General features: G+C 38.1%; 13 protein-coding genes and 2 pseudogenes. 9 read left to right on the forward strand and 6 right to left on the reverse strand.

Annotated features, from left to right (window positions below; genetic code table 11):
- Nucleotides 1-78 precede the first annotated feature (78 nt).
- Nucleotides 79-495 (forward strand): annotated as a pseudogene (locus RCG21_RS07785) (FGGY-family carbohydrate kinase); the annotation flags it as partial.
- Nucleotides 496-531: 36 nt separating this feature from the next.
- Here the strand turns inward: RCG21_RS07785 and RCG21_RS07790 are convergent.
- The 3 genes from RCG21_RS07790 to RCG21_RS07800 all read right to left on the reverse strand — a co-directional run bounded on the left by RCG21_RS07790 (nt 532) and on the right by RCG21_RS07800 (nt 3,386).
- Nucleotides 532-810: a hypothetical protein gene (locus RCG21_RS07790; RefSeq protein WP_133338536.1), complete on the reverse strand. Its 279-nt coding sequence runs from the start codon at nt 808-810 to the stop codon at nt 532-534.
- A 13-nt stretch (nt 811-823) separates the two neighbouring features.
- Nucleotides 824-2,104 carry an ArsB/NhaD family transporter gene (locus tag RCG21_RS07795; RefSeq protein WP_133338534.1) on the reverse strand — a complete coding sequence of 427 codons (1,281 nt, stop codon included), beginning with the start codon at nt 2,102-2,104 and terminating at the stop codon, nt 824-826.
- Between the two features lie 160 nt (nt 2,105-2,264).
- Nucleotides 2,265-3,386 carry a metallophosphoesterase gene (locus RCG21_RS07800; protein ID WP_133338532.1) on the reverse strand — a complete coding sequence of 374 codons (1,122 nt, stop codon included), beginning with the start codon at nt 3,384-3,386 and terminating at the stop codon, nt 2,265-2,267.
- 193 nt (nt 3,387-3,579) lie between these two features.
- On the opposite strand from RCG21_RS07800, the gene RCG21_RS07805 reads away from it, so the two are divergent.
- Entirely contained in the window at nt 3,580-3,900 is a 321-nt protein-coding gene (locus tag RCG21_RS07805) for a hypothetical protein (RefSeq protein WP_133338530.1), read from the forward strand.
- A gap of 383 nt (nt 3,901-4,283) precedes the next feature.
- Nucleotides 4,284-4,625 (forward strand): cupin domain-containing protein, encoded by a 342-nt coding sequence (locus RCG21_RS07810; RefSeq protein WP_133338528.1) that lies wholly within the window; start codon nt 4,284-4,286, stop codon nt 4,623-4,625.
- Between the two features lie 62 nt (nt 4,626-4,687).
- Here the strand turns inward: RCG21_RS07810 and RCG21_RS07815 are convergent.
- Together RCG21_RS07815 and RCG21_RS07820 are read right to left on the reverse strand one after the other, a co-directional pair.
- Nucleotides 4,688-6,018 (reverse strand): IS3 family transposase gene (locus RCG21_RS07815; protein ID WP_308913042.1). Its coding sequence is split into 2 segments (ribosomal slippage): nt 4,688-5,646 and nt 5,646-6,018, totalling 1,332 coding nucleotides; the frame shifts between segments, so codons are not numbered across the junction.
- 109 nt (nt 6,019-6,127) lie between these two features.
- A complete protein-coding gene (locus tag RCG21_RS07820) occupies nt 6,128-8,302 on the reverse strand; it encodes an MMPL family transporter (protein WP_133338526.1) in 2,175 nt (724 codons plus the stop codon).
- Between the two features lie 179 nt (nt 8,303-8,481).
- Between RCG21_RS07820 and deoC the strand changes: the two genes are divergently transcribed.
- The 6 genes and pseudogenes from deoC (at nt 8,482) to RCG21_RS07850 (ending at nt 12,317) form a co-directional block, all read left to right on the forward strand.
- Nucleotides 8,482-9,156 (forward strand): deoxyribose-phosphate aldolase, encoded by a 675-nt coding sequence (gene deoC / locus RCG21_RS07825; RefSeq protein ID WP_133338524.1) that lies wholly within the window; start codon nt 8,482-8,484, stop codon nt 9,154-9,156.
- Nucleotides 9,157-9,521: 365 nt separating this feature from the next.
- A complete protein-coding gene (locus RCG21_RS07830) occupies nt 9,522-10,037 on the forward strand; it encodes a DUF3189 family protein (RefSeq protein WP_133338522.1) in 516 nt (171 codons plus the stop codon).
- Nucleotides 10,018-10,299: a response regulator gene (locus RCG21_RS07835; RefSeq protein WP_133338520.1), complete on the forward strand. Its 282-nt coding sequence runs from the start codon at nt 10,018-10,020 to the stop codon at nt 10,297-10,299. Before RCG21_RS07830 ends, RCG21_RS07835 begins: the two co-directional genes overlap by 20 nt.
- A gap of 1 nt (nt 10,300) precedes the next feature.
- Entirely contained in the window at nt 10,301-10,873 is a 573-nt protein-coding gene (locus tag RCG21_RS07840) for a hypothetical protein (RefSeq protein ID WP_133338518.1), read from the forward strand.
- Nucleotides 10,836-11,819: pseudogene (locus RCG21_RS07845) on the forward strand (glycosyltransferase family 2 protein); the annotation flags it as partial. The gene RCG21_RS07840 and the pseudogene RCG21_RS07845, both read left to right, overlap by 38 nt.
- Before the next feature lie 183 nt (nt 11,820-12,002).
- The gene (locus RCG21_RS07850) at nt 12,003-12,317 is read left to right on the forward strand and encodes a hypothetical protein (RefSeq protein ID WP_133338516.1); all 315 of its coding nucleotides are present in this window, start codon (nt 12,003-12,005) and stop codon (nt 12,315-12,317) included.
- 38 nt (nt 12,318-12,355) lie between these two features.
- On the opposite strand, the gene RCG21_RS07855 is transcribed toward RCG21_RS07850, so the two are convergent.
- Nucleotides 12,356-15,385 carry an efflux RND transporter permease subunit gene (locus RCG21_RS07855; protein ID WP_133338514.1) on the reverse strand — a complete coding sequence of 1,010 codons (3,030 nt, stop codon included), beginning with the start codon at nt 15,383-15,385 and terminating at the stop codon, nt 12,356-12,358.

The following is a 15,385-nucleotide window of genomic DNA, read 5'->3' on the forward strand; positions in this document are numbered from 1 at the left end:
TTTTATAGTATACCTATCTGTAGGTTTAATTCATGAAAGTGGATTTTTTTAAACATTTATTATTTGGAAAAATTATAAATTGCGGAGAATGTAAATCCCGACTCTGACGGTTTGATTTTTCATCCTTATATGACGGGAGAGCGGGCTCCGATTTGGGTGATTGGTGAGCCTAGAAGTATTCAGGCAACTGGAGGGTTTGCTAGGTCTGAACTTTGGCGGCAAATGATGGCGGATATTTTCAATCAAGAGGTAAATATTCCGGAAAGCTTTGAAAGCTCCTGTCTTGGTGCAGCCATCCTCGGCTTGTACAGTTTAGGGGAGATTGATTCCTTAAATGTAGTCGCTGAAATGGTTGGAGCTACCAACCACCATAAACCAATTGAAGAAAACGTGAGAGTGTATCAAGAGATTATCCCCATCTATATTCGATTATCTAGACTCTTTAAAGAAGAATATGAAAACATCTCCAATTTTCGAAAAAAGTGGGCTGAATAAAGAAAAAGGGCTGCCAGTAATGGCAGCCTTATTTATTTATGCCCATTTTACTTCCGTAACTAATTGTTGTCTAAAAAGTTCAATGATAAAGTCATTATAAAAATCTTTTCTAACAATAATTTGATATCTTTGGTTTGTGTGAGCGTATACAAGAATATCTGTTAAGACCTTATTTTCATTAAAAATTTCTCGAATTTTATATACTTGTTGTTTTATATCCATACCTAAGCTGTTGATATTAAATTCAATGTCATCGTCATTTGCTGTCTCATTTAAGTCCAGAAGCTTTTCATCATACGAATAAATTATTTTCATCTTTTTTAGCTCCTTATACTAAATATCGTAAATAAATGTAAACGGTACAAATGATAATGGAGAGAATCATTAGTGGAAAAGCAATCAATAGAAATTTTCCAAAGGAAATATGATGCCCTTCTTTTGCAGCCAATCCTGCAACAATCACGTTAGCGCTAGCGCCAATTAGAGTTCCGTTACCTCCAAGACAGGCTCCAAGTGATAGGCTCCACCAAAGTGGTTCCAGATTATCAATTCCAAGCGACCCCATGTCTTTAATCATCGGAATCATGGTTGCCACAAAAGGAATATTGTCAATAAAAGCCGATGCAATTGCGCTGACCCATAAAATTAAAATAGAGGATGAAGCCACATTACCGCCGGTAAGATGTACGGAGTAATCGGCTAAAAGGGAAATAACTCCTGTTTCAATTAATCCTGAAACAAGGACGAACAGCCCGATAAAGAAAAAAATAGTCAACCACTCAACCTTAAAAAATGCTTTTTCCAAATGTCTTTCCCCGGTTAATAATAGCAAAAGGAAAGCTCCCGCTAAGGCAACGGATGCTGATTCCAAATGGAATAACTGGTGCAAAAAGAAGCCTAAAATGGTAAAGGCAAGGGCAATAAGAGATTTTACCAATAGCTTTTTATCGGTAATTTCTTGTTTTTCATCCAAATCCATTAAATTCGCTTTTAATTCCGGAGTAGTCTTCAGCTGCTTTCGATATATAAAAGCAAGAATCACCACGTTGACAATCAAAATAAAAAAGGAAATAGCCGTTAGATTGTAGATGAATTCCATAAAGGTAAGTTCCTTTACGGCACTGCCAATCATAATATTCGGAGGGTCCCCAATCAGTGTAGATGTTCCGCCTACATTGGATGCAATAATTTCAGTAATTAAATAGGGAATGGGATTTACCTTTAATTGTCTTGTAATACTGAAAGTGACTGGAACCATTAACAGCACCGTAGTGACATTATCCAAAAAAGCTGAACCAAGTGCCGTAATGATTCCTAAAGCTACGAGAAGTTTGATGGGATCTCCCTTGACCTTTTTTGCTGCGAAGATGGCAATATAATTAAATAGGCCCGTCTCGGATGTGATGGCGACAATAATCATCATCCCTGTCAGTAAACCAAGTGTATTAAAATCAATATGATGTAGGGCTTTTTCTTGATTTACAATTCCAAGTAGTACCATCATGATTCCACCGGCCATAGCAATAATGGTTCGATGGATTTTTTCTGTAACGATAAATGCGTATGTAATTAAAAATACACCTATCGCAATGATTGCTTGTGTTGACATTTTTTCCCCTCTTTCCGTATGTATTTCCTAAAAAAAGCAAAAAGGAGCCTGTGTTGACAGACTCCCCCAAAAAACAAGCTTATTTATTTACTTTTTTATTATAGTAGAGCGGGGAATAGGCTGTAAAGAGAATTATTTTCAATTATCAAAACTTGGCCGGCTAAAGGCCAAGTTTTTTAATAAATTCAACAGTTTCTTGATGGTCATTTTTAATTCGTTTTAATAATGTTTTATCCGTTTTCACAAGTGAGTCTCCATTTTCATCTGCAATCGCTCTTGTAGTGGAACTGCTTTGTAAAACCACCCATTTTCCCGCTATTTTTTTTAACTTAAGATCGATCATCCCCAGCCTGCTTCCAAATGCGCCTGCCATCACAACCGGCTTCATATTGATTTTTCCCGTTTCTAAATTTGTATTGGGCATAAAAGAATAGGCAGGTCCTGGGAAAATACCGTGCGAATGCCCAGCGAGGATGGCATCAATTCCGGGAATTTTCGTAAGGTAATAAACAGCATTTTCGGTATCAGGATGATAGGGTTCATTGCTTATCCCTGTGTGGGCAAGAGCAATAATGAGGTCAGCTCCTTCTGCTTTCATCTTCGGAATAAATGCTTTGGCTGTATCCACAATCGGTTGGGCAAACACCTTTCCTTCAAGGTTTGTTTTATCCCATTTCATGATTTGAGTTGGCATAAAGCCAATAACGCCAATTTTAATTGCGTGAGGTATTCCCTTTTCATCGAGAACCTCCTTATTTAAAATGACATAGGGTTTAAAAAAAGGTTTTTGCTTTTTTACGGAGTACACATTTGCATTCACGTAGGGCATTTTCAGTCCTTTTAACGCGTCTTTGATAAAGGGGAGTCCGTAATTAAATTCATGGTTTCCGATGGTAATTGCATCATAATGCAAATAATTAAAGGCACGGTATACAGGATGGATTTTTCCCTTATGAAGTCCTCTTACACGTACCAAATATTCACCGAGAGGGTTGCCCTTTAAATGGTCGCCATTGTCAAACAACAGGGAGTTTTTCACTTCTCTCCTAGCCTGTTTGATTAGCGTTGCCGTTTTAACAAGCCCGATTCGGTTGTCCACTTTCGTCTGGTAATAATCATAATTCACTAGAGAGGCATGCAGATCTGTCGTCTCAAGAATCCGTAACTGAACCATTTCACTCGTATTGGACCCGCTCTCTACAGCAAAGGATGGTGTAGGGGAGGATTGCCAAATAAGCATGAGAGTCAGCAATAGCAGGATAAGTCTTTTAGAACTTCTCAAAACAATCTCCTCCAAAAGTTTAGTATTTTTAGTATTTGTTTAAAAGAAGGTTGTATGAGTTTTTAATGGTTAAATATAATTAGACAGAAAATTGTCATAAACATATGAATAAAAAGTGAAAAAATGTGATTTTCCCCTTTTACGCGGTTATATTTAACTATAATGGAGGTATCCAAAGCGGGAGGTAATGAAAATGAATATAACAACCATCATTGAATTAGAAAACAACGAAGTAGAAGCAATAACGGGAGCCCAGCTAGTATTTGCTCAAGAAAAAATTGATGAAAATATCATTGAGACCTGTGTTGAATGTTTTCAAGTAAATGATTCTGACGATAAGCTCTCAACAGAAGAAGCAATGCAGAAGGTATTTGATCAATTAAAAACAGAAGGGGTTATCCCTTCAAAGGTGGTGGATTTTTCCTTCGAAATGCCGTCATGTGAAAGATTAAAGAGTAAATCGCAAGATGCGAAATATCCTCCGCAAAAAGTAGTTCTTTCATATATGTCATAAAAGGGGTTCTTTGAACTCCTTTTTATTTTTTTCTTTTTCTGTGTTAAACGAGGTTGTTGATTTCCGCTTCAGGATGCTCGCTTTCCGCGGGGCGGGCGGTGAGCCTCCTCGGCGCTTAAGCGCCTGTGGGGTCTCACCTGTCCCGCTGCTCCCGCAGGACATTGAATTACATCCTTGAATCCGCCCACGCACGAAGAAAATGCGATAGCATTTTCGAGGAGTCTCGCACCTTCCGCTCCAATCAACTTTGTTTAAAAATCAACATTGTTCTTTAACAAAGCCTTTTCTTTTATTTGAACATATTAAACGGTGTGATTTCAGTCACTTAAATGAAAATGGTTTTCAATTAAAATGAAATTAGTTACATTAAGGAGGTAATTATAGTGGAAAAGAATTCAGTAGAAGCCTTTATGGAATATAGCGAAGAAAGATTTACAAAAAGGGTGATCTATAAAAAGGGAGAAACGACAGCCTTTGTTTTAAACTTTCTACCTGGACAGGAACTTCCAGTCCATAAGCATCCGGGAACGGAGGTTTACTTATATGTGATAACAGGGGCTGGAACGCTCGTCATTGATGGTGAGGAAACGGATGTTACCAAAGCAGATCTTATCCATGTAAGCAGTGATGAAGAAATGTCCTTTGAAAATAATGGGAATGAAACTGTCAGCCTACATGTAGTCTTAAGCAAATTTCCAAGTGATCAATACGCGAAAAATATTTAATAAAACAGAGCCAGCCGATTTTTAAAATGTACCCTTTGTAAAGGACATTTTGAAAAAAGGGATTAAGCAACCTGAAGAAGATGATTTCTGTATTGTACAGGGGTCATCTTTTTTAGGTTCCATTGATATCTGGTATGGTTATAGTGGCGGATATACTTGTCTATTTCACATTGAAGCTCCTCGAACGTCTTACACGCTTTTATGTTTACCTCGTCTTTCAGATGACCAAAGAATGATTCGATTGGGGCGTTATCCCAACAGTTCCCTCTCCTAGACATAGACTGACGTAACCTTAGTTTCCGAACGAGTTTTTGGAAATCGGGATGGGTATAATGTGTCCCTTGATCAGAGTGGATAAGAGCATTTTCAGCCTTCTTAAAGTTTCGATTCTTCTTTAATTTGAGTAAGGTGTTAGTGGCCAAATCCATGGTGATGCGATTAGAAAGATAGTGCGCCAATACTTCCCCGGTAGACCCGTCTTTAACCACAGACAGGTACGCTCTTTGTCCACTATGGTAGTTTAGGTATGTGATGTCCGTGAGCAGTACTTTACCTGGTGCATCTTGTTTGAATTGACGGTTTAATAGGTTAGGAACCACTCTGTGTTCCTGAGTGGCTTTCATCATTCTTCGGTATGGATTTGCTTTCCTGATTGGGCAGACAATATCATATTTTTTCATGATTCTACGGATCTTCTTCAAATTGAAGACACACTGAAATTGGCCCGCCAATGTCATTTTAATTTGACGTGCCCCTTTCATTTTACCTTTAAAGTGAAAGGCCCTTAATATCAACGCTTTTGATTCTTCATCCTTTGCATCTTGCCGTTTTCTCTGTTCTACGGACTTCTGAGAGAAATAATTATAATACCCGCTTCGTGAAACATTAGCTGCCTCACAAAGGAAACTCACCATGTGCTTCAAGTTGTATTTCTCAATGACGTACCGAATGAGGATATATTTTTGACTAGCAGGGAGTTTTACTTCACCAGCCCCCTTTCTAGCATGCGGATCTTTTTTAGGAGTTCATTCTCTGCCTTTAAGAGATTCATTTGAGCTTCTAACCTGGCATATTTCTCCTCAAGGGATAACTCCGTTACACGTGGTCTACCAGAACTTTCTTTCCTAGTGTCATTAAGTCCCAATACCCCAGCCTTCTTAAAGGCATTCCTCCAACGTTCTGAAGCTGATTTAATTCTTTGTATCCCGATAATATCAACGTCAAACCCTGCTTCTTCAAATATTTGTCTCGAGAATTTCCCCTTATTGAACTCTGAGATAAAGTGTTGCTTAAACTCATCAGAGTATGTAATTCCTTTTGAACTAACAGATTGTATATATGGATTCTTAGATAGTATAGCGATTTCTTTCTCTGTAAAAGTCTTTTTACTCATGATTTTTCCGTCTCCAGTATGTCTCTAGTTGTGTTATTAAATTATATAAAAAAAGTACCCTATAGAAAGCACTTTTTTTAAGTGTCTACTCTATAGGGTACATTTTATTTCAGGCTGGCCTTTTTTGATTTTTACGAAGCTGTTTATTTTTATACCCAAAAAACCACCAGTTCCAATCACCAAGCAGCTTCATTAAAGCCGGTACAAGGACCATTCTCACTATGGTAGCATCAATAAAAATCGCAATTGCAATCCCGACACCCAATTGTTTGATCGGCATAACACCTGTAAAGGCAAATGCACCGGTTACAACAATCATAATAGCAGCGGCAGAAGTAATAATTTTACTCGTATACGTTAACCCGGCTATGGTTGCCACGCTGTTATCGCCTGTTTTTAAATAAAACTCCTGAATCCTTGAAATCAAAAATACCTCATAATCCATGGATAAACCAAATACGAGCGTAAAAACGAATACAGGTAAAATTAAAGCAATATCCACCGGTTTTAATCCGAAATGTCCCTGTTGGAATATCCAAACCACAATGCCGAATGTACATCCCAAGCTTAAAACATTCATCAAAATAGCCTTTAAAGGGATAAGAATCGAGCGAAAGGCTGCCATTAGAATCAAAAAGGTGGATGAAAAAATTAACAATAAGCCGTAGGGAGCCTTTATGAAAATTTCATCAAATATTTCTTGCTCAAATTTTATCGTGCCTCCAAAGGAAGCCTTGATTCCTAAATCCCGTTTAGACCAAGAATCAACCCATTCCCTGGCTTTTGCGGAATGCTCACCGGTGTTTAAAAAAACTTCCAGACGCATTTTATTTCCGCTTAAATAATAATCCTTTACTGGTATAACCTTTTGTTTTGGTCCGTATTTCAAAAATTGATCTAACTGTTCAGCATGTTTCATTCCCGTAATGGAAAAAGGAGAATTGATTGTATGGACTAATGAGTCCTTTTGTATTTTATTAACGACTTTTTCTGCCATGATTAAGTTTTCTTTATTTAGAAAATCATTCTTCGATTCAAGGACTACCGTTACTTTTTTCTCCTCCCGCTTGTTCTTCGGGATAAAATGGTCGCGAAACACTTCATACGCCATTCTCGAAGGATAGTTTGACGGCAGGGAATCTGTGCCAGGAATGGTTAGAACCATTTGTCTTACTGGAATTAGACCAACCAGCAAAATCGCAAGGGCTACTATGGTTAAAAAAATAGGATGATTCATGACAAACTTCGCAAACCGATGCCAAATGCTTGTTTGATTTTCCGCAATCTTTATAAGGCTAAATTTATTAATTCCATTCCCAATGACAGATAGGAGGGCAGGAAGAAAGGTTAACGCACAAAATACAGAAATAAACACAACCGTCATTCCACCGAGAGCCACATTTTGAAAGATATCGATTTGAATGAACCAAAGTCCTGACAAACCAATAAACACACAAAGTCCTGAAAAAATGATCGAACGGCCGGCGGTTGCAACAGTGATTTTAACGGCCTCCGGTACGGAATTCCGCTGCAGCTCCTCTTTATAGCGATTGATAAAAAGTAATGCAAAATCAATACTTAAGGCGAGTCCAATCATTGGAATAATATTTAAAATGAAAATGGTCAAATCTGCTCCGTAGCTAAAGAAAAAAACCGTCCCCATCGTTATTAAAATGGACACAACACCTATAATGAGCGGTGTAGCAGCAGCAACCAATCCACCGAAAGCAAGGATCAAGACAAGTAAAGTGATGGGAAGTCCGATCATTTCTGCCTTAGCAAGGTCCTCTTGGCTTGCAGTATTCAAATCTTTCACAATAACGGGTTCACCCGTAATGGTTACCTTTAGACCCTTTCGATTTTTTAGTTTTTGCTTTAATTGGACAATTTCTTTTCCAAGAGCTTCGGCTTTTTTTTGAAAGGTGATCAGCCCGTAAGCATAATTTTCTTTTACCATTCCTTCTTGTTCATAGGGGGAGATGATTTCTTTTGCCCCATCAAAGTTTTTTAGGTTTATGAATGTTTCCTTTATAAATGATTTCCAGTCTTGGTCACTAATCGATTTCTCGCGTTGAAACACAAGGATAATCGAGGATTTAGGCTGTCCAAAATCTCTTTCAAGAATCTCTCTAGTTTTGTTGTATTCCCCGTTATATTCAAAACCATTGCCACTTAATACGGATGGCAATTTCGTTGCGAAAAAGCCTAATACAATAATGGCAAAAAACCAGGTGAAAAGGACAAGCTTTCGGTGTCGATAAATGAAACTGCCAAGCTTATTCATAATCATTTGCCCCCTTTGATTTACTTTTCCCCAAAAATGAACTGTTAAAAGAGACAAGAAATGTAATTGTATAAAATAATGTTCATTTTAGTTTTTACAAATGTTCATTTATCTGCTATAGTTACAGAGTGAACAAAGAATATTAATTTGCATTTATTTAAATAAGGGGGAAGGTAACAATGACTCAAAATATTGTAAAAATGATTGATCATACATTATTAAAAGCAGATGCAAAAAAAGCGGATATTATAAAACTGGTGGAAGAGGCAATAGAGTATTCTTTTGCATCCGTTTGTGTAAATCCGACATGGGTTCGTACGGCAGCACAAATGCTTGCAGATACTCCTGAGGTTAAAGTTTGCACGGTAATTGGCTTTCCGCTCGGTGCCTCAACACCGGAAACCAAAGCATTTGAAACAAAAAACGCAATTGAAAATGGCGCGGATGAAGTTGATATGGTTATTAACATCGCAGCACTAAAAGACCGTGATGACGAATTAGTGGAACGAGATATTAGGGCAGTGGTGGAAGCAGCAAAAGGAAACGCATTAACGAAAGTGATTATTGAAACCTGCCTGCTTACAAATGAAGAAAAAGTAAGGGCTTGTGAGCTTGCGGTTAAAGCCGGTGCTGATTATGTAAAAACCTCAACGGGTTTTTCAACTGGCGGAGCGACTGTTGAAGATATCCAGCTTATGCGTGAAACCGTTGGACCGGAAATAGGTGTTAAGGCATCGGGTGGTGTCAGGAGCCGTGAAGATGCCCTTGCAATGGTAGAAGCAGGAGCTACCCGGATTGGTGCGAGCTCAGGAGTTGCAATCAGCAAAGGTGAACTATCTTTAAGTAATTATTAAAAAATGAAATTTAGGTCCCAAGAGGTATCTCCACGCTAATATGGAGTACCTCTTTTTTATGTTAAAGGGCAATGTTAACTATTGAGCAATGTTGATTGGAGCGGAAGGCACGAAGACTCCTCGAAAATGCTAACGCATTTTCTTCGTGCGTGGGCTGAATCAAGGAAGCAATTCAGTGTCCTGTGGGAGTACGGGGCAGGGGAGACCCGCAGGAGCGAAGTGACGGGGAGGCTCCCCGGAACGCCCACGAACCGCTTGTGCCTGGAGCGGAAATTCAACCACCAATTTAAGAGCCTTTTTTTAAAAATAATCAAATGAAAAAATGTCCATAATATACATACACAACAGGAAAAAGGGTGATGGCCATGATTTATATCTATAATGATTACGGCGGAACACATACAACCTCATTGGCAGCGGCCTATCATTTAAAACAATTACCTCAATCTGAGAGGAAATTAACGACAGAAGAAATTCTAAATGTACAATATTTTAATAAATTAACTCATGCCGATTTTGGAAAAATCATTTTTCATGGAATTGATGAAGACGGGAATTCAGTTTATACAATAGGAAGGAAGAGAAATAAATTAGTTGTCCCAGCCTTAAAGGAATTAAGCCTATTACTACAATCAAAGTTTGCTTTTGAGGAAAAGATCATATTCTCTAATACATCTCCAACCGTTCCATTCGTAATGTCCATGGGTGGGTTTTTTTCAAGAGGGATAAAGATTGACGCTATAGGTGTACCTCTTTTGATTAAAGGGGCGAAGAAATGTTGCGACAATATTTTTCGGCTTGTTGAGAATACGAAAGAAATTGGCAAAACCTCATTTGCTGAAAAAGTGATTATTTTAGAAAATGAGATGTACAAATCATAAAATGAAAAATAGAGAGTTCGTTTCTATTATTGATGACGATGAAATCATTCGAGCCCTGTTACTAAAGATATTAAAAACAATAGAGATTGTAAAAAAGATGACTAATGGGTCAAATATTTCTGTTTTCATGCTTTCGGGACGAAAAAGTGAGTCTTATGTTCAGCGTGCTTTATTACTTGGTGCAGATGACTATGTTACAAAACCGTTTGGTATTCAAGAATTAAAAGAAAGAATACGCAGGCTGTTAATAGGGATGATTTGAAATGCTGCATACTGAGTTTTTTTACCTGGCAATTCTCACTCTGACTTTTAGTAGTTTATTGGTGATTTTATTAACGTACCTTATTATACGAAAAGCATTTGATATAAGAAAAAGGAGAACCATTGAAACCTATAAACAAAGATATAATTCCGTTATCTTTAAGCTGCTGACCGATGGTGGTTATTCAAGGGAATTAAATCCGCAGAACAACCATCAGCTAAAAGCGATTGAGGAGATGCTTAGCAGATATGCAAATGTTTTAGAAGGGGAACAGGAGAAAAAAGCCCTATCAGCATTAGCCTCTCTTTATCTAAAAAATTATTATCGAAAACGGCTCAAAAGTAAAAGGTGGAGCCGTCGGATGAATGTATTGTATCATATTGAGAATTTCCATATTAAGCCCCTTTTAGAGGATGTTTATAAGATGGTAAAGAAGAGGGGACTTTCCTATGAGGAAACAGTACATATTTTAAGAATTCTAGCATCTTTTCAATTCGAAGATATTCTTGGATTATTAACAAAAGACTTTTCGACTTTATCAGAGTTTGAATACCGTAGTATTGTTATACGCTAGAAAAGAATATCAACTTGACCGAGATCAAGCCTATGACGACTATATGGATGAAATCTATTCAAAACCGGTATCGATTATTGTTCCCGCCTATAATGAGGAGGTGGGAATTGTCCAAAGCGTTCGTTCTTTGTTAAGTATTAATTATCCTTCGTTTGAAATCATTGTCGTAAATGATGGTTCAACAGATATGACGCTGCAAAAAATGATTGAGCATTATGATATGAAGGAAATAAAGAAAGTAATCCGAAAACAGGTAGAAACGAAGCGGATAAAAACCATCTATCAATCCTCCATTATTTCCAACCTTTTCCTTATTCACAAAGAGAATGGAGGAAAAGCGGATGCTCTGAATGTAGGTCCTAATTTTTCTCATTATCCCTATTTTTGCTCGCTCGATGGTGACTCTGCCCTCGAGCCGGATGCATTTTTAAAAGTGATGAAGCCGATTATTGATTCAAATGAAGAGGTGATTGCTTCAGGCGGAAGTGTCCGAATTGCTAACGGATGTAAAATCCGAAATGGCCATATTATAAAAATTGGCTTATCAGAAAAACCTTTAGTTGTCATGCAAATTATTGAATATTTACGGGCCTTTTTGATGGGGCGGATTGGCCTGAGCAGACATAATCTTCTCCTCATTATATCGGGAGCGTTTGGTGTTTTTTCTAAACACTGGGTGATCGAAGCAGGGGGATATAAAACCGATACCGTTGGTGAGGATATGGAATTAGTAGTCCGTATTCATCGAATGGTAAAGGAAAGAGGATTAAAGAAAAAGATTGTGTATGTGCCTGACCCTGTATGCTGGACGGAGGTCCCTGAAAGCATTTCGATTCTTCGAAGGCAAAGAAGGCGCTGGCACCGGGGATTATTCGAGAGCCTTTGGACACATCGTAAACTCACCTTTAACTTTGTTAAGGGTGAGACGAATTGGATGGAATATCCATTATCCTTATGACTAGCATACGCTTCTGGCTTCAACATCTTGAGCTATTTAGCATATTGAAAGTAGAAGGGGTCATAACAAAGAAAAAGATTCCCTTTCAGGATTATGAAACGGGAGTGTTAAAGTTTGGTAATGCCAATCCATTAAGTCAAGATTTTAATTCTTAGTATCAGTAAGGATAAATTGGTCTTAGAAGGTCGAACTCCTTGGCAGCTGTTGAATATTAAGGACCCAAGTCTTAAAGCGGCGATAGGGGATATTTGGAAAAGTGGATTAACTGGCAGTGTGAAGTTGAATGGGATTAGGACATCAATTGTAATGTTGGAAAATGATACTGTTTCACAAACATTTCCGGAAATGGTGAATGGCCAGCTTCAGCAGGCGAATGCAAAAATATATTCCTGGAAAGAATGGGACCAGCCTGCCTATTATGAACGCCTAAAAAAATCGTATGATATTTTGAAAAACACATATCTTTCAACCGATCTTCGCAAATAAAAGAAAGGCTGGAGTACCAGCCTTTCTTTTTACTTTCACTAAACGGAAATTTCGCCAGATTGTTTTTGACGATTTCGTTGTTTTTTTGCTTTTTTAAAGTGGAATAATTCGTAAATCACCGGAATGACCACAAGAGTTAAAAGCGTTGCAACAGCAAGCCCGCCAATCACGACGATCGCAAGACTTTGGGAAACAAGATTCCCTGTTTCCGCCTTTTTAAACAATAGCGGAAGCATGGCTGAGATTGTCGCAACGGCAGTCATCAAAATCGGTCTCATTCGAATAGAAGCAGCTTCGACAATCGCATCGCGAATAATCATCTTTTGTTCGTTTTGTTTGATTCGATCTAGAAGTACAATCGCATTTGTGACTACAATTCCAATTAACATCAAGGCACCGAGCAGGGAGGTAATATCAACCGTAATTCTGCTGATGAGTAATGCAAGCACAGCCCCCACAGCCGCAAGTGGTAATGAAAATAATATTGAAATCGGAGCTCGAATCGTTTTAAAGGTAATGACCATAATTAAAAAGACGATTCCAATTGAAGCTCCCATTGTCATAAATAAATCAGTGAAATCATCCGCCTGTTGTGCGCTTGCTCCCCCGATAAAGACTTCAACACCTGAAGGCAGCTTAATCCCCTTATGATCCTTTTTATCTCCGTTAATAATTTTAGCGATTTCAGTAGAAACCTTCGAAAGTTTCTTCGGGTCAACAGTGGCGGTAACTTGAATATAAGGGTCGCCGTCTTTATGGAACTGGTTTGTTGTTTTTTCCTCTTTTATTAATTTTGCTACCGACGAAACGGGGGCGGGACCGGATGTAGTCATTATAGGAATTTCTTTCAAATCCTTAGGTGATTTCGGATCTAAAACAGGATTAAGAAATACTGCGGTTTCTTGGTCATTTAAATCCATGGAACCTAGCGGTGTTCGATTTAGCATTACAGACAGCTGCTGGGCCACTTGAGCCGGATTTCCTTTTTCAGGATTCACTTCAAGCGAGTAAACGGTCTTCTTTGCATCTTCATTGGTCGCCAATTTCTCAATTCCGTCAATTTCTTTTATTTTTTCTTTAATTAAGGTTGAAACGGACTCAAGCTTGGTTAGCTGGTCTCCGACGACATCAATTGTAATTTGCGGGTTTCCGCCACCCATTAAGGACGATGCAGCAACGGTAAGCGTTGCATTTGGAAATTGATTTTTTTGAGCTTCTATTTTTTTGATTAATTGATCTGTATTGTCCTTATCCTTTAATACAATATTAATGTTTGCTTTCGTAGGAGAGTCGATTGCCCCAAACTTTGCTGCATCCTCATTGTTTCCAAACATTGTAAATTCATCTTTAACTTCCTTCTGGGCAAGAATAAATTTTTCAAGCTTTAACGTTCCATTTTTCACTTCTCCTATTGGTGTATCATTTGGATAATTAAGTACAGTCTGGACAAAATCAGCAGAAGAGTTGTCTACAGCACCTTTTGGCATAACGGAATAGACTCCAATGGAACCCACGAATAACAAAAAGGAAAGTGAGAGGATGATCCATTTATGGTTAAGCGACCAAGTGACCAATCCGATAAATTTTTTTGACGGTTTATGTTCAGGAAGCTTTGCATTTTTTAAAAGCCCTGCACTCATTAAAGGTACAACGGTTAGGGCGACGATTAATGAAGCAAGCAATGAGTAGGTAATCGTTAGAGCGAATGGCATTAAAAAGTCTTGTAATCCGCCATTAACTAATCCGATAGGCAAAAACACAGCAACTGTTGTTAAGGTAGAGGCCGTAATAGCTGAAGATACCTCTTTCGCTGCATCCATTACTAATTGAACGGTGAATTTTTCGTTTTGCATTTTCCTGAAGATATTTTCAATTACTACTATACTATCATCTACTAAACGACCTACTGCTACCGCAACACCGCCCAAGGTTAAAATATTTAAAGTAACACCGGAGCGGGATAACAAGAATAATGTAAAGGCTAATGACAATGGAATCGAGACGATTGTTATAAATGTAGATCGGATATTTCTTAAGAAGAGCATAATCACAATCGTTGCAAATAGGGCCCCCAGCAGGACTTCCTTCATCATCGACGTTACGGATGTTTTCACCATATCCGCGGTCGCTACAATCACAGATGTTTCTAGTTGATTATATTTTTTGTTTATTTTTTTCGTAACATCTCTTAAGTCTTTACTTATGGCTACAGCATTTGATTGACTATCCTTTGTTACAATTAGCAATAATCCGTCCGCTCCGTTGATTCGGGTCATCGTATCTTGTGGTTTTGTAACGTTAATAGAAGCTATATCCTTTAAATGAACACCTGGCGCAACGGTAAGGTTTTCTAAAGAAGATAAATGGTCGATGTTTCCAATTACTTTAATATTACTTGCTTTACCTTCAATTGTTTTTTCACCAATTGCAATTGCGCTATTTTGTCCTTGGAGAACACCCATCACGGATTGAATTGTTACTTTTTTCTCTGATAATAATGAGTTGTTTACTTTTACAGAAACATAGGAGCTGGCCATCCCATAGGTTTGAATGGATGCCACGCCTTTAATATCTTTAAAAAGTGGAACGATTTTTTTGTCGGCAAATTTTAAATTTCCCGGGGTCAATCCTTCTTTAAAGGTTACAGCTACGTCTGCGATGGGAATCATGGAGGTATTTAATTGAACAACAGTGGGCTTTGAAACATTTTCAGGTAGATGAACATTTGACAATACCTCCTGCACTTCTTGTTTTGCATCTTTCATGTCGGTTTTAGAATCATAATTAATATCAACTTTAGCGTAACCATCACCTGTTGTTGAGAAGATATTCTTTTTCCCTTTTACACCAGAAATCGACTCTTCAATTGGGGTTGTCACCTGATCCTCCATTGTTTTTGAATCAGTGCCCTGCCCCATAACAATAATCGATATTTGTGGATTGTCTGCAGAGGGTAAGAATTCCATTGGTAAGGTGAAATAACTTGCAACACCCATGATTAGAATTAGAATCGACATAATCCACATCGCGGCTTTGTTCCGAAAGGACCATTTTGTAAACCAAGACAT

The sequence above is a fragment of the Bacillus salipaludis genome, assembly GCF_030938565.1.
Taxonomy (GTDB): domain Bacteria; phylum Bacillota; class Bacilli; order Bacillales; family Cytobacillaceae; genus Neobacillus; species Neobacillus salipaludis_A.

What these genes read in the sequence shown, in the direction of transcription:
- RCG21_RS07795 (WP_133338534.1), bottom strand. Translation starts at nt 2,104, where the DNA reads ATGTCAACACAAGCAATCATTGCGATAGGTGTATTTTTAATTACATAC.
- RCG21_RS07840 (WP_133338518.1), top strand. Translation starts at nt 10,301, where the DNA reads ATGCTGCATACTGAGTTTTTTTACCTGGCAATTCTCACTCTGACTTTT.
- RCG21_RS07805 (WP_133338530.1), top strand. Translation starts at nt 3,580, where the DNA reads ATGAATATAACAACCATCATTGAATTAGAAAACAACGAAGTAGAAGCA.
- RCG21_RS07855 (WP_133338514.1), bottom strand. Translation starts at nt 15,385, where the DNA reads ATGTCTTGGTTTACAAAATGGTCCTTTCGGAACAAAGCCGCGATGTGG.
- RCG21_RS07820 (WP_133338526.1), bottom strand. Translation starts at nt 8,302, where the DNA reads ATGAATAAGCTTGGCAGTTTCATTTATCGACACCGAAAGCTTGTCCTT.
- RCG21_RS07835 (WP_133338520.1), top strand. Translation starts at nt 10,018, where the DNA reads ATGAGATGTACAAATCATAAAATGAAAAATAGAGAGTTCGTTTCTATT.
- deoC (WP_133338524.1), top strand. Translation starts at nt 8,482, where the DNA reads ATGACTCAAAATATTGTAAAAATGATTGATCATACATTATTAAAAGCA.
- RCG21_RS07830 (WP_133338522.1), top strand. Translation starts at nt 9,522, where the DNA reads ATGATTTATATCTATAATGATTACGGCGGAACACATACAACCTCATTG.
- RCG21_RS07790 (WP_133338536.1), bottom strand. Translation starts at nt 810, where the DNA reads ATGAAAATAATTTATTCGTATGATGAAAAGCTTCTGGACTTAAATGAG.